The sequence below is a fragment of the Acidovorax sp. Root275 genome, assembly GCF_001428965.1.
In the GTDB taxonomy this organism is placed as follows: Bacteria; Pseudomonadota; Gammaproteobacteria; order Burkholderiales; family Burkholderiaceae_C; genus Acidovorax; species Acidovorax radicis.
Window position 1 is genome coordinate 47353 of record NZ_LMJH01000007.1, and the last position, 14282, is coordinate 61634.

Genomic DNA, 14282 nt, shown 5'->3' on the forward strand with positions numbered 1-14282 from the left:
ATCGCCCGGCCCTGGGGCGAACACCGGTGCAGATACGAATGCAGGTGCCGGTTACTTGCGCACTTCATCGACCATGGCGCGGAAGTCGTCGATGTCTTCAAAGCTGCGGTACACGCTGGCAAAGCGGATGTAGGCCACCTTGTCGAGCTTCTTGAGTTCGCGCATCACCAGCTCGCCAATGCGGCTGGAGATCACTTCGCGTTGGCCCAGGTTGAGCAGCTTTTCCTCGATGCGCTCGATGGCGCTGTCGATCTGGTCGGTGCTGACCGGGCGCTTGCGCAGCGCCAGGTTGAATGAGGCAAGCAGCTTGCCGCGCTCGTATTCGATGCGCCGGCCGTCCTTTTTGACGATGGCCGGGAAGTTCACTTCCGGCCGTTCGTAGGTGGTAAAGCGCTTGTCGCACGCGCCGCACTGGCGGCGGCGGCGGATGAAGACCCCATCCTCAGACACCCGCGTTTCAACGACTTGCGTTTCGAGGTGGCTGCAGAAGGGGCACTTCATGGTGGCTGCCGAGTCCCTGGCTTAACGGTAGACGGGGAAGCGTGCGGTCAGCGCATTGACCTTGGCACGCACCGCAGCGATATTGGCTTCGTCGCGCGGGTTGTCCAGCACGTCGGCGATCAGGTGGGCGGTGATGCGGGCTTCTTCTTCCTTGAAGCCGCGCGTGGTCATGGCAGGGGTGCCGATGCGCACACCACTCGTGACCATCGGCTTTTCAGGGTCGTTGGGGATCGCGTTCTTGTTGATGGTCATGTGGGCGGCGCCCAGCACGGCCTCGGCTTCCTTGCCGGTGATGCCCTTGGCGCGCAGGTCCACCAGCATCACGTGGCTTTGCGTGCCACCGCTCACGATGCGCAGGCCGCGTGCGGTCAACGTCTCGGCCACCACCTTGGCATTCTTGGCAACCTGTTCCTGGTAGGTCTTGAACTCGGGCTGCAGCGCTTCCTTGAACGCCACAGCCTTGGCCGCGATCACGTGCATCAGTGGGCCACCTTGCAGGCCAGGGAAGATGGCGCTGTTGATGGCCTTCTCGTGCTGGGCCTTCATCAGGATGATGCCGCCACGGGGGCCGCGCAGGCTCTTGTGGGTGGTGGAAGTGACCACGTCGGCGTGCGGCACGGGGTTGGGGTACACGCCCGCGGCGATCAGGCCGGCGTAGTGGGCCATGTCCACCATGAAGATCGCGCCCACGTCCTTGGCCACCTTGGCAAAGCGTGCGAAGTCGATGTGCAGGCTGTAGGCCGAGGCACCGGCGATGATGAGCTTGGGCTTGGTTTCGTGCGCCTTCTTCTCCATCGCTTCGTAGTCGATGGCTTCGTTGGCATCCAGGCCGTAGGAGACCACGTTGAACCACTTGCCGGACATGTTCAGCGGCATGCCGTGCGTCAGGTGGCCGCCTTCGGCCAGACTCATGCCCATGATGGTGTCGCCGGGCTTCAAGAAGGCCAGGAACACGGCCTCGTTGGCGGAGGCGCCGCAGTGCGGCTGCACGTTGGCGGCCTCGGCGCCGAAGATTTGCTTGACGCGGTCGATGGCCAGCTGCTCGGCCACGTCCACATGCTCGCAGCCACCGTAGTAGCGCTTGCCAGGGTAGCCTTCGGCGTATTTGTTGGTCAGTTGCGTGCCCTGCGCCCACATCACGGCGGGGGAGGCGTAGTTCTCGCTGGCGATCAGCTCAATGTGGTGCTCTTGCCGGGCGTTTTCAGCCTGGATGGCGGCAAACAGCTCGGGGTCGGTTTGTTCGACAAGAATATTGCGGTCGTACATGATTGGCAGTCCTATGAACTTGTGTCCCTTGAAACAAGGGCTGCCCAGGCGAACGGCTGAACGCAGAAGGGATGAACCCCGTGCGGCACGCTTCCCAGTGGTTCACAAGAGGCAAGCCCTTGTCGGTTTCCACGTCAGCGGCGGCACCCTGTGTCCAGATGCCGCGCCTATCGCCAGTCGCGTACACCGCTAGTGTAGCTGACGTGGCGTGCGCAAATGTGTCGGGGAGCTGAGGAGCGTGCCCCGGGGAGGTGTGCTTCCCCCGGTGCGAGAAGCCCAGGTCAGAGCGCGGAGAGCAGGGCCACCTTGTCGCCGCTGGCTGCTGGCGTTGTGGGCGGTGCAGAGACAGGAATGGCCTGTACGGGAGCTTGTGTGGAGAGGCTTGGAGGTGGCGTGGTGGGCATGGTGCGGCCGCCTGCGACCTGCCGCAGGCGGAAATGCTCAGCCATCACCTTGGCCGCATAACCGCCGTCGTCGGCCAGGTTGCCCGCGCCCACGTAAAAGCGCAGTCCACCTTCCACCGAGCCGGCGCGTGCAATGCACTCCTGCAGGACCTTCACGCCCACGCGCAGATTGCTCACCGGGTCAAAGGCTGCAAAGTGCCCGCCAAAATTCTGGTACTTGTCGGTGTGCACATTGGTCATCACCTGCATGAGCCCTTGAGCGCCAACGGCGCTTTGTGCAAACGGGTTGAAGCTGGACTCGATGGCCATGATGGCAAGGATCAGCGTGGGATCAATCTTGGACTTCGCGCCAATTTCATAGGCCTCTGCCACCAGCACGCTCAGCGGCTCGGGGGCCACGCGGTACTTCTTGCTGAGCCAGAAGGCGACTGCGGCCTGCTCTTTGGGCAGGTCCTTGGGGTTGCCTGCCGTGGCGCGCTCGCTGGCTTCCGGTTCGATGGGCATGCCAAGCACTTCCACCTGGCGGGCCTGCAGCCAGTTCATCAATTGCGCTTCGCCAGCCTGGCGCAAGTCCGGGCGGGCCGTGAGGGTGATCACGACAAAGGCGACAGCCAGGCCGATGAGGGCGAAGCTGTTGTGGGTGATTTCAAGAAAACCTTCGGTCACGTCGGCCACAAAGGTCCGTACGCCGGAGATCATTTTTCCTGACGCTGTCATAGCTCTTCCTTTCTGAGGCGCCGCAGTGAGCCGGGCAGTCATCGGGGACTGTCTCGTCTCGGCGGATCGCCTGGATTGGTACGCCATCAAGTGAGGCCGCACGTCTTGGGTGTGCTTGGGGCCTGCTTTGACTTAGCCGGGTTCGGCAGCGAGGTTGGGGTTTTTACTAGCCTGTTTTCGTGGCTGGCGGATTCTAGAAGTTCACTAAATGCTTAGTCAATACTAACAAATTAATTTTTAAGATCATTAAGTTATGAAAAACATGTGAAAAATCACAGCTTTTGGGAGGTGTGTGCGTGTCTGGCGCCCAGGTCTGTGGGGATGCCTGTTACATGGACGTGTCAAATTCAATCGCCGGTCTTTTCGCCATTGAGAATCCAGTTTGAGTTGCAGCGGCAGCTTTGGTAAGGTTGCGTTGCCTGTAGATTTCAGGCATCGCCAGACGAAGACAAGTCTCCCTCCGAGGGCACGCAGTGCCCTGGTGCAGCAGATGCGGCTTCCACGGCAAACCCCTGGAGGCAATACCTTGCCTCCTCGCCATGTGGACCTTCATCTCCGCATTGCGACCGATGGCAAAGACCGTTGTGTCAGCCGTCAAGCCCGGCAGGCAGTCCATGAGGCACTGTCTGCCGGGCTTTCTTATTGGCGGTGTGGCGTGCTTTTTGGGCCCCTGGCCCTTATATATAGATAATGGGGGCTGTTCCCTAGAGCAGCGGCAGTTCGCCCGCAGTAGCGGGCGGCACCCTGGCGGGGCCGCAGCATGTCAGCCCGTCTGGCAAAGCCTTGTGCCAGATCACCCCCGGGGCTTGGCACACCGCCATGCTGCGGCCTGTTTGCCAAACCCGGTGAAAATAGCTTCTTTGTTGCCCTGGCGCGCGTGCAGCGCAGTTGCCGGGGCAGGCCTTCAGGCAATGCGCCCGGGGCCGCCTTTGTTATCCATTGGATCCATGTTTCCATTTTTTTCCCGCAGCAAAATGTCCGACGCACCTGAAGTGAATCCGGCCCCGGCCAAAACCCATGAGCCGCATCCGCTTGATGCGTTGACCGGTGGCGCTTTTTCTGCCGCCACCTCCGGCGAGCGCGCCTCCCGCATTCGTGACTGGCTGGCAACCCAGCCGACCCATGAGCAGTTGCAGGAGGTTTTCAAAGAACTGAGCGGGCGTGACAAGGGCGCTGCGCGCGCGGTGCGTGAGCGCCTTGATGAAATCCGCCGCGCCAAGGGCCAGGAGGCCATTGCCGCCGAGTGGGCGGAAAAGGCGCAGGCGCTGCTGTCAGCCCCCAAACTCAACATTGCCGATGCCTTGGCATGGCAACGCGACGCCGCCAAGGCGGGCGCGCCGCTGTCGCGCGAGCCGTTGTCGCTGCTCAAGGTGCAGGTCGCGGACCGCGTGAAGGTCATTGAGGATCTGCAGCACCGAGTCCAAGTGCAGCGAGAGGCGGCCGTGTTGCTGGCCCAGCGCATCGAAGTGCTCTCCACCAAGCCCTGGCGCGACGCCCAGGCTGCGCTCGAACTGCTGCGTGCCGATGTGGCGCGTTGGCAGGAACAGGCGCAGGAATTGACCGGCGATGCCAGCTGGGTAAGCGTAGAAGCACGGTTTCCACCGCTGCTCGATGCGTCACGCACCCAGTTGTTGGTGGTATGGGAGGCATTTCAACCCGCGGTGGCCCAGGCTGTGGCGGCTTCTGAGGATGCTGGCGCGCCGTTGCCTCCTGTGCCTGTCTGGGCTGATGAGCTGCGTGCAGCGCGTGGCCTGCCTACCGAGGCCGCTGCTGCAGCGGCGGCAGCCAAGCCTGCGCGTGCGGCCAAGCCCAAGGTGGCGCCCGAAGTTGTTGAGAAGGCTGTGCAGGGCGTGCGCGAAGCCCTGGCAGTCCTCGAGAAGGAAACTGCCGAGGGCCATGGCAAGGCCAGTGCCGGTGCTGCAGCCGCACTGCGCGCTGCGCTGAAGGTGCACGGCAAACACATCGACAATGCCCTGGAGCAGCAGGTCCACGCAGCCCTGGTGGCGGCGGGTGAACTGGAAGGCTGGCAACGCTGGAGTGCGGACCAGGTGCGTGAAGACCTGGTGGCCAAGGCTGAGGCCTTGCTCAACCGCCCTGAAGGGCAGGCCCTGGGCGGCCGCAAGATGCAGGAAACCCTGCGCAACCTGCGTGAACAATGGAAACAGGCGGACCAGGGCGGCGCCCCCAACCACGCCTTGTGGAAGAAATTCGACGAAGCCTGCAATGCCGCGCACAAGGTCGTCGAGGCCTGGCTGGACAAGATCCGCACCGAGGCGGCAGAGCACAAGGCCCAGCGCCTGGCGCTGATCGAAGAAGTCAAGGCATGGGCGCACGAGCATGCTGCCTCCGGCGACTGGAAGGCCATCAACCGTGCCCTCCACCAGTTTGGTGATCGCTGGCGCGAAGGCGGCCATGTGGGGGAGAAGCTTTTTGCGGAGTTGCAACCTCTTTGGAAGCAGGCGATTTCCCTGGCAGCAGCTCCACTCGAAACTGCGCAGAAGGAAAGCCTGGCCCGCCGCCACGCGATGATCGACGAGGCCATGGCCCTCGGTGCGGCGCCCACCTTGCGCATCGATGCGGTCAAGGCGCTGCAGCAGCGCTGGCAGGCAGAGGCGCAGGGGGTGCCTTTGGACCGCAAGCACGAGCAGAAGCTGTGGGATGCCTTCCGTAAACCCATTGATGAAGCCTTCAACCGCAAGTCGGCGGACCGCGAGCGTGCTGTCACCGAATTGAGCGCACGTGATCGCGTGGTGCTGGAGGCGTCCAAGGCGCTGGAGGCCGCCAACGCCAGCGGCGATGCGCAACAGATCCGTTCGGCCATGCAGGCGCTGGAGGCCGCGCTGCGCGGTCAGGCGCAGGCGGCGGAAGCCGTTGCCACGGCGCACAAGGATGCACAGTCGCATGCAGACGCGCAGGCGGATTCTGCCCCTGTTGCTGTCGAAAACGGATCGACTGAATCTGCGGAAACACCCGATGGTGGTGACGGTGCGGCAGTCGAGGCCCCCGCAACGGCACCTGCAGCGCCCAAGCCCGCAGCGCGACCCGTGGTGGCGGTGCGTGGTGATGACCGTCCTGGCATGAAGAAGGACGCGCCTGCAGCTCCTGGCCGTGGAGGTCGCCCGGGTGAGCGTCGTGATGCCCGTCCCGGCGACCGCGACGGTGCCAGGGGTCCTCGCAGCGATGGCCGCATGGGCGATCGCGCGGACCGGGGTGGCCGTTTTGGCGATCGCCCGGCGTTCGAGGACCGAGGCCCTCGCCTGGGTGACACGGCGTTCCGAGCCCAGCGCGAAGCCATGGAGCACGCCCAGCTGGCTTTGAAGAAGCTGGCGGCGCAGGCCCATGGAGAGGCGCTGACTCAGCTGCTGACGGCATGGGAGAAGCGCGATGCGGCGCTTGTGCCTGGTACGCAGGATCTGGGCTCGGGTGTGACTGCATCGGTGCGCAGCGCCTGGGCGCAAGCGCTGTCGTCTGCTCCCAAGGGAGATGCGTCCGAGGCGCTGCTGCGTCTGGAGATGGCAGCCGAGGCTCCCACGCCAGCTGAGCACATTGCTGCCCGGCGCATGCTGCAATTGCAATTGCTCACGCGCCGCAATGATCCTGCGCCTGCCCAGACTTGGGGTCAGGATGCGGCGCGCGTGCTGGCCAGTGCCAGTGATGCGGTGAGTGCACGCCGTTTGCAGAATGTGCTGAAGACGTTGCTGCGCAAGTGATGTGAATGGGGGCGTGCGCGCTTTTGCGCGCATGCCCTTGAGGCTCGGCGGTTGCCGTGCTTGCTGGAGGAGTTGTCCGCCAAAGGAATTCCAAAAACAAAAAAGCCGTTGCGATTGCAACGGCTTTTTATATGTTTGGTGCCCAGGAGAGGACTCGAACCTCCACGATGTTACTCGCTAGTACCTGAAACTAGTGCGNTTTCAGATCAGCCTCGAATTATAGAACAAGTAATTGAGGCTTCTGGCAAGTTGCCAAAGAATTTTCAAAAATGTGTCTGTTCGGCTTCCTGGGGTCGGATTGGACAACTGCATGCAGAAAATAAAAAAGCCGCTGTGTTTGCAGCGGCTTCGATATTTTGAAAACCTTCGCAGGTTGTCGTTAAACTTGGTGCCCAGGAGAGGACTCGAACCTCCACGATGTTACTCGCTAGTACCTGAAACTAGTGCGNATTTCAGGAAAGTCTAAGATTGTATATCAAAAAAACCACCCCCGGCGCGCAGTCCGCGCATTTGTCGGACGAGATTGAAGGCAGCGTGCAGGGGCACCGTGATGGACACGGTTTCGTTATCCGCGACGATGGCGAAGGCGACATCTATATCCCCCCCAATGAAATGCGCGCGGTGCTGCACAAGGACCGCGTGCGTGTGCGCATCGTGCGCCAGGACCGCCGTGGTCGTCCCGAAGGCCGCGTGGCCGAGATCATCGAACGCCCGCCGCAACCCATCATCGGCCGCCTGCTGCAGGAAAGCGGTGTGTGGCTGGTGGCGCCAGAAGACAAGCGCTACGGCCAGGATGTACTGATCCCCAAAGGCGCCACCGGCGCCGCAAAACCTGGGCAGGTTGTCGTTGTTGAACTGACCGAGCCCCCCGCACTGTTTGGCCAGCCCGTGGGCCGCATCACCGAAGTGCTCGGCGAGGTGGACGACCCCGGCATGGAGATCGAGATCGCCGTGCGCAAGTACGGCGTGCCGCACGAGTTCTCGGCCGAGTGCCTGGCGCAGGCCAAAGAGTTGCCCGACAAGGTGCGCGCGCAGGACAAGAAGCGCCGCGTGGACCTGACCGACGTGCCCCTGGTCACCATCGATGGCGAAGACGCCCGCGACTTCGACGATGCCGTGTACTGCGAGCCCGCCAAGGTGGGCCGCAGCAAGGGCTGGCGCCTGCTGGTGGCGATTGCCGACGTGAGCCACTATGTGGAGACCGGCAGCGCCATCGACATCGACGCGTACGACCGCGCCACCAGCGTGTACTTTCCGCGCCGCGTGATTCCCATGCTGCCCGAGAAGCTGAGCAACGGCCTGTGTTCCCTCAACCCCGAGGTGGAGCGCCTGTGCATGGTTTGTGACATGCTGGTCACCGCCAAGGGCGAAGTGCACGCCTACCAGTTCTACCCGGCCGTGATGTTCAGCCATGCGCGTTTCACGTACACGGAAGTGGCCGCCATCCTGGCCAATACGCGCGGCCCCGAGGCCAGCAAGCGCAAGGACCGCGTCAAGGACCTGCTCAACCTGCACGATGTGTACCGAGCCCTCCTGATTGCGCGCCAGCAGCGGGGTGCGGTGGACTTTGAAACCACCGAAACACAGATCGTTTGCGACGAAAACGGCCGCATCGAAAAAATCGTGCCACGCACCCGCAACGATGCGCACAAGCTCATCGAAGAGGCCATGCTGGCCGCCAACGTGTGCAGTGCCGACTTCATCGCCCAGGGCGGACAGCCTGGCCTGTTCCGCGTTCACGAAGGCCCCACGCCCGAGAAGCAGGAGATCCTGCGCAACTACCTCAAGGCCATGGCCGTCGGCATGACGATTGGCGATGATCCCAAGCCCGCCGAGTTCCAGGCGATTGCCCAGGCCACCAAAGAGCGGCCTGACGCGCAGCAGATCCACACCATGCTGTTGCGCTCCATGCAGCAGGCTATCTACACGCCCGTCAACAGTGGCCACTTTGGCCTGGCGTTCGATGCCTACACGCACTTCACCAGCCCGATCCGGCGTTACCCCGACCTGCTGGTGCATCGGGTCATCAAGGCCATCCTGAGCAAGACGAAGTACGCGCTGCCGTCCTTGCCCACACCCGGCGAAGCCCATGCCAAGCTGGCCAAACGGCTGGCGGCCCGCGTGGCAGCGCCCGGCACCAAGCCCCGCAAGGATGTGGCACCGCCCAGCCGCGACACCCAAGCCTGGGAGGCCGCAGGCCTGCACTGCAGTGCCAACGAGCGCCGCGCCGACGAGGCGAGCCGCGACGTGGAAGCCTGGCTCAAGTGCAAGTACATGCGCGAGCACCTGGGCGAGGAATACAGCGGCGTGGTCAGCGCAGCGACGAGCTTTGGTATCTTCGTCACGCTCGACGCGATGTATGTGGAAGGGCTGGTGCACATCACCGAGCTGGGCGGCGAGTACTTCAAATTCGACGAGGCACGCCAGGAACTGCGCGGCGAGCGCACCGGCATCCGCTACGCCATCGGCGCGCGCGTGCGGGTGCAGGTCAGCCGCGTAGACCTGGATGGCCGCAAGATCGACTTCCGCCTGGTGCGTGAAGGCGAGGAACTGCTCGGCCGCGCGCTCAAGGACAAGGGCGTGGGCTCCGACGGAGCAGGCGGTGGCGCCCGCAAGGCGGGTGGCCGGTCCGGCGGACGCAAGGCCGACAAGGGCGCAGCCCCGTCCGCCACAGAGCAAGCGGGTCTCTCGCGTGAGCGGGCGGCGCGTTCGCCGATTCAGTCCCTGAAAGCCTCGGTTAAGAAGGCGGTCGCAGGCAAGTCCAGCAAGGGCAAGGCGCGCAAGCCTCGCCGGGGCTGACCAGGACGAAACCACGGCAAAGCCCACGAAGAGGGGCTCGCCGACGCGCAGGCTTGTAAGATTAATTGCTCACTAATTGATAGCTGCTAGCGCTTTATACACAAGCGCTAGCAGCTATTTTTATTGAATACTTGCGCTGGAACCCTTGTGGTCCGACTCCGCGGGGTGGGCAAGGGGGCTTAAAAAGCGGGCGTACTGCTGTGCCGTCTCAGCAGGCGCCTCCATCATGGGCAGGTGACCGATGCCGGGCAGTGCTTCGGCCTGGGCTTGGGGCAACAGCTTTTGCAGCGGCAAAAGCCCAGAGCGGTCGAACACGCGGTCGCTCTCGCCCCACAGGACCAGTGTGGGATGGTGCTGCAGCTTGCTCAGGTGCTGCTCCAGCAGGTAGCGGTCTTTCAGCTGCGCGTCCCACAGGCGCGCGTTGGAGGTGGCGTTGCGCAGCGCATCCTGTTCGGACGCGTACAGGATGGGGTGGGGCAGGAAGGGGCGCTTTTCAAACACCAGGGCCATCATGGCGTCGAAGGCGGCGGCATCGTGGGCCACCAGCGGGCGTTGCCCGGCGTCGATGAGTCGGTCCATGGCGCTCGGCTGGGGTGACCGGATGCCGTGGGGTGCGCCGATGAAAGCCACGCTGGCCACGCGTTCGGGGTGCTGCAGGGCAAAGAGGGCAGCGATGGTGCCGCCCATCGAGTTGCCTGCCAGATGCACGCGCGGGAGGCCGAGGGCGTCCAGAAACGCGGCCAGGCGCGTGACGTGGGCGGCGTAGTCGTAGGCCTGGTCGTCGCGCCGCGTGCTCTCGCCAAAGCCCGGGATATCTGGGGCAATCACCCGGTACTGGCTGGTGAGGGGGCGCGCAAAATCCACCCAATGGTCCTTCTCCGCAAAAATGCCGTGCAGCAGAACGATGGGCGTGACGTTGCTGCCGCCCGGTGTAGGGCGTTGGGCTGTGCCGCTGTCGAGGTAGTGGACGGTGTGCATCGCCGCAGAGATGGTTTTTTCTTCCATGCCCGACAGGCTGCGGTTGAGGCTGAGCAAGGGCTCCTTGAACAGCGAGGGCGCGCCATAGTAGAGCGCGGTGGCGCCCAAGGCCAAGGTGGCTGCGGCAGACAAAAGAGCGATGCGTTTCAAGAGCCAGTCTCCAAAAAATGGGTGTTCATTGCCGCTGCGGCGGTACGTGCCGGGCAAGGCTATCGAGAACGCGATGACAAAACTTGTAGGTTTGGGCTATGCCAGCACGCAACACACTGACCCTTGGCACTGACAAGGCGCTTTATGTGGGGGAGATCCCGGCCACGGGCTGGCACTGCCATGCGGCGCCGGTGTTGCTGATGGGCCTGTCAGGCCGGTTTGCCCTGCACTGGGGACTGGGGCAGATGGAGACGTGCCACAGCGCGCTGGTGGCTGCGGGTGTGGAGCATCTGTTTGACCCCCGCAGCGAAACGGTGGCCCTGGTGTACCTGGAGCCCGATTCGCGCGAGGCGCGCAGCTTGCTTGGTCCATTCCGGCAACGGGGTGGGGTGGTTCTGGATGTGGCGATTCCTGTCGCCGCGCGCAGCGCCATGGAGGGTTATCTGCGCAACTTTGATCTGTCGGCCTTGTTGCACTGCCCATGCGACGACGAAGGCCCCTTGCTGGACGCACGTGTGGCGCGCAGCTTGCACGCCCTGCGCCATCCTCAGGAGGGGCGGCTGGCGCGCGCCGGGCTGGCGGCCGGCGTGCAATTGTCGGCCTCGCGTTTCAACCACCTGTTTCGCGCGGAGATGGGGGTGAGCCTGCGCAGTTATCGTGTGTGGTCGCAGGTGCGGCTGGCCATGGCGGGGCTGGCCGTGAGCCCGCGCCTGACCGACGCGGCGCTGCATGGCGAGTTTTCTGACTCGGCCCATTTCAGCCGCATGTTTCGGCAGACTTTTGGCATGACGCCATCGAGCGTGCTCAAGCCGCTCAAGGAAGTGACGTTGCTGGCGTGAGGTTCACGCGTAGTGCTGGGGGCGGTGCTGCGCCCTCTGCCGCAGAGCCAGTGACGCGCATTGACACCTGCGCCTGCGCGGGTCAGCCGCCCACGCCCCGCGCCAGCGCACTGGCGGTGAGCGCCTGGCCCGTTGGCCATGCATCGGCGGCCTGGCCATGTTGGTACACCGCTTCGCTGGCTGCGCGCAAGGCGCTGGCGCCTGCTGCCAAGTGGGCGCCCACCATGCCCGCCAACACATCGCCCGTGCCGGCCGTGGCCAGCCGTGCGTTGCCCGTGGGGTTGATGGCAGGAACGCGGTCGGGCGCGGCAATCACGGTGCCCGAGCCCTTGAGCACGGCCACGCAATTGAACTGGTCCGCCAGTTGCTGTGCAGCGCCCAGCCGGTTGGCCTGGACTTCGGCGGTGGTCAGGCCCAGCAGGCGGGCGGCCTCCAGCGGGTGGGGCGTCAGCACCGTGGGTTGCCCGTGCTGGCCGCGCGCCACCACCAGCGCGTGCAGCGCGGCCTGGGTGGCAATGGTGTTGAGCGCATCGGCATCCAGCACCAGGCGGGCCGCGCGGGTGATGACCTCGGGCAGCACGCGTGCGACGGCCTGGCCGCCGCCACAGCCGCAGACCACCGTGAGTTGCTCCAGCGCCAGGGCGTCGAAGTGGCGCAGCATCAGCTCGGGCTGCTGCGGGTCCAGTTGCAGATGCCCGTTGTCGAGCAAGGCCACCAGCACCCGTCCTGCGCCGCCGTGCAGGGCGGCCGATGCGGCCAGCAGGGCCGCACCGGCCATGCCCAGGCCGCGCTCGGCCAGCCCCTCACCGCCCACCACGGCCACGTCACCGTAGCTGCCCTTGTGGCTGGCGTGGGAGCGGGGGGCGGCCAGCGCCGGGCCGGAGAGCCAGGCGTTGGGCGGCTCATGCCCTGGCGCCACGCCCAGGTCGTCCAGCCACACCTGGCCCGCGGCATCGCGCCCGGCGGCGGTGAACAGGCCGGGCTTGAGGCTGAGCAGGCTCAGCGTGTGGTGCGCCGGGCGCGGGTGGTGGTTGTGGGGGGCTGCGGTGTCGGGGGCAAAGCCCGGTGCGAATTGGCCGGTGTCGGCATCCAGCCCGCTGGGCAGGTCCACGGCCAGCACGGGGGCAGGGCTGTGCCGCAGCGCATGCAGGCAGGCTCGCAACCGGGCATCGGGCGTGCGGGCGGTTGTGCTGGGTGCAGAAGAGATGCCGATGCCCAGCAGCGCATCGATGCACAGGTCATTGGCGCTGAGGTCGTGCGGAGCGGTCTCGGCCCACACGATGCCGGCATCCCGCGCGCGCTGCCACGAAGCCTTGGCATCCACCGGGGCCGTGTCGGGCTGGCCCAGCCAGGTCACCATCACCTGGCGGCCGCTGCGCTGCAGGTGCATCGCAGCCTCCAGTCCATCACCGCCGTTGTTGCCAGGGCCACAGGCAATCCACACCGTGCGTGCGTGGGGCGCCAACGCCTGGGCCAGCTGCGCCACGGCCAGGCCCGCGCGTTGCATCAGGGTGTGCGGTGGCAGGGTGGCCGTTGCGGCCCGCTCCATGCGGCGCGTGGCGGCGGTGTTGAACAGGGCGTGGGGCTCGTGGGCAGTGATGCGGTGCATGGGGAGATGCGCTGCATAGGGCAGGGCGCCCGCCATTGTGCGCCGCAGCCCGGTGCGGTGAAAGCGCAGACTGGCTCAGAACCGCCGCATGCCCAATCCGTCCAGCGATACCTCGGGCTCGCGCTGGGCGATCAGGTCCGCCACGGCCCGGGCGCTGCCGCAGGCCAGGGCCCAGCCGCCCGCGCCGTGGCCGGTGTTGAGCCACAGGCCTGGCACGCCGCTGGCGCCCACCACGGGGGCTCCATCGGGCAGCAGGGGGCGTGCGCCGCGCCAGATCTGCACGCCCGACGAAAGCTGCGCGCCGCCTGGAAACCAGTCGTTGAGCGTGCGGTACAGGCGCTGCAAGGTGGCTGTGTGGTGCTCGGCATCGGCGCCCGCCAGTTCGGCGCCCCCGGCAATGCGCACACGCTGCCCCAGGCGGGTGATGGAGATCTGCTGGGACGCGTCCACCACGCTGGCAAGAGGGGCATGCGTGGATTCGCGCAGCGGGGCGCTGACCGAGTAGCCATAGACCGCCGCCATGGGCAAGCGCAGGCCCAGGGGAGGCATCAGTGCAGCCGATGCCATGCCGGCGCACAGCACCACGGCATCAAAGCGGTGCACGTCCGATTCGCCCTGCACTGCCACGCCGGTGGGGCTGCTGCTGATGCGATCCACGCGGGTGTTGAACACAAAGTGCACGCCCGAGCCCTGGGTGCCCTGGCGCAGCAGTTGTGCAAACAGGCGGCAGTTGCCCGCGCTGGCGTCGGGCAGGTGGATGGCGCCTGCCAGCGGTGCCTCGGGCGAAAGGCCGGGTTCGATCTGGCGCGCCACCTGGGCGTCGATTTCGCGCAGGGCCACGCCGCAGTCGCGCAGCACCTGCAGCGCAGGCTGGATCTGTGTGCGCTCTTGCTCGGTGCGCAGCAGCACGAGCCGTCCTGCGCAGGCTTCAAAGTCAAGTTCGTGCTGGCTGGCAATGGCCTGGAGGCGGGCCTGGCTGTATTGGGCCAGGCGTTCCAGCGTGGCCGCCGGGGCGCTGTGGGCGCGTGTGGCATTGCGCCAGCGCCGCAGCCACGTCCAGTTGGCGCGGTTCAGCCCTCCAGCCAGCCGCACGGTGGCGTGGGGGCCTAGCAGCCTCAAGGCATGGCCAAACCCGGGCACAGACCAGGGGCTGAGCAGGTGGGGGGCCAGGAGGCCTGCGGTGGCGAAGCTCGCTTCTTCGGCGGCTGCGCTGCGTTGTTCAAAAACGGAGACTTCGTGGCCGTCGCTGGCCAGCTCGTATGCGGTGGTGACGCCGATGATGCCGGCGCCCACGATGGCAATCTTCATG

Annotated in this window: 9 protein-coding genes and 1 riboswitch; of the genes, 3 read left to right on the forward strand and 6 right to left on the reverse strand. The window is 65.3% G+C overall.

Annotation, left to right across the window (positions count from 1 at the left end):
* Positions 1-51: 51 nt before the first annotated feature.
* The 3 genes from nrdR to ASE52_RS09620 form a co-directional block, all read right to left on the reverse strand.
* Positions 52-501, reverse strand: a complete 450-nt coding sequence (gene nrdR, locus ASE52_RS09610; protein WP_010457813.1) for a transcriptional regulator NrdR — start codon at positions 499-501, stop codon at positions 52-54.
* Between the two features lie 21 nt (positions 502-522).
* A complete protein-coding gene (gene glyA, locus ASE52_RS09615) occupies positions 523-1767 on the reverse strand; it encodes a serine hydroxymethyltransferase (protein ID WP_010457815.1) in 1245 nt (414 codons plus the stop codon).
* Positions 1768-1802: 35 nt separating this feature from the next.
* A riboswitch (ZMP/ZTP riboswitch) is annotated at positions 1803-1958 on the reverse strand.
* Between the two features lie 90 nt (positions 1959-2048).
* The gene (locus ASE52_RS09620; protein ID WP_057225712.1) at positions 2049-2888 is read right to left on the reverse strand and encodes a lytic transglycosylase domain-containing protein; all 840 of its coding nucleotides are present in this window, start codon (positions 2886-2888) and stop codon (positions 2049-2051) included.
* 947 nt (positions 2889-3835) lie between these two features.
* On the opposite strand from ASE52_RS09620, the gene ASE52_RS09625 reads away from it, so the two are divergent.
* Positions 3836-6598, forward strand: coding sequence for a DUF349 domain-containing protein (locus ASE52_RS09625; protein ID WP_057225714.1), 2763 nt, complete (start codon positions 3836-3838; stop codon positions 6596-6598).
* Between the two features lie 468 nt (positions 6599-7066).
* Positions 7067-9397, forward strand: coding sequence for a ribonuclease R (gene rnr / locus ASE52_RS09630; RefSeq protein ID WP_057225716.1), 2331 nt, complete (start codon positions 7067-7069; stop codon positions 9395-9397).
* Between the two features lie 120 nt (positions 9398-9517).
* On the opposite strand, the gene ASE52_RS09635 is transcribed toward rnr, so the two are convergent.
* Complete coding sequence (locus ASE52_RS09635) at positions 9518-10525, reverse strand: alpha/beta fold hydrolase (protein WP_057225845.1); 1008 nt, start codon at positions 10523-10525, stop codon at positions 9518-9520.
* A 98-nt stretch (positions 10526-10623) separates the two neighbouring features.
* Here ASE52_RS09635 and ASE52_RS09640 point away from each other — a divergent pair, with 98 nt between their 5' ends.
* The gene (locus tag ASE52_RS09640; RefSeq protein WP_057225718.1) at positions 10624-11364 is read left to right on the forward strand and encodes an AraC family transcriptional regulator; all 741 of its coding nucleotides are present in this window, start codon (positions 10624-10626) and stop codon (positions 11362-11364) included.
* An 82-nt stretch (positions 11365-11446) separates the two neighbouring features.
* Here the strand turns inward: ASE52_RS09640 and ASE52_RS09645 are convergent, their stop codons facing one another.
* Both ASE52_RS09645 and ASE52_RS09650 read right to left on the reverse strand, forming a co-directional pair.
* Entirely contained in the window at positions 11447-12973 is a 1527-nt protein-coding gene (locus ASE52_RS09645; RefSeq protein WP_057225847.1) for a bifunctional ADP-dependent NAD(P)H-hydrate dehydratase/NAD(P)H-hydrate epimerase, read from the reverse strand.
* A gap of 75 nt (positions 12974-13048) precedes the next feature.
* Entirely contained in the window at positions 13049-14281 is a 1233-nt protein-coding gene (locus ASE52_RS09650) for an FAD-dependent oxidoreductase (RefSeq protein WP_057225720.1), read from the reverse strand.
* Between the last annotated feature and the right edge of the window lies 1 nt (position 14282).

Excerpts from the sequence above, each read along its gene's own strand:
- glyA (WP_010457815.1), bottom strand. The coding sequence starts at position 1,767 with ATGTACGACCGCAATATTCTTGTCGAACAAACCGACCCCGAGCTGTTT.
- ASE52_RS09620 (WP_057225712.1), bottom strand. The coding sequence starts at position 2,888 with ATGACAGCGTCAGGAAAAATGATCTCCGGCGTACGGACCTTTGTGGCC.
- nrdR (WP_010457813.1), bottom strand. The coding sequence starts at position 501 with ATGAAGTGCCCCTTCTGCAGCCACCTCGAAACGCAAGTCGTTGAAACG.
- ASE52_RS09625 (WP_057225714.1), top strand. The coding sequence starts at position 3,836 with ATGTTTCCATTTTTTTCCCGCAGCAAAATGTCCGACGCACCTGAAGTG.
- ASE52_RS09645 (WP_057225847.1), bottom strand. The coding sequence starts at position 12,973 with ATGCACCGCATCACTGCCCACGAGCCCCACGCCCTGTTCAACACCGCC.
- ASE52_RS09640 (WP_057225718.1), top strand. The coding sequence starts at position 10,624 with ATGCCAGCACGCAACACACTGACCCTTGGCACTGACAAGGCGCTTTAT.
- ASE52_RS09650 (WP_057225720.1), bottom strand. The coding sequence starts at position 14,281 with ATGAAGATTGCCATCGTGGGCGCCGGCATCATCGGCGTCACCACCGCA.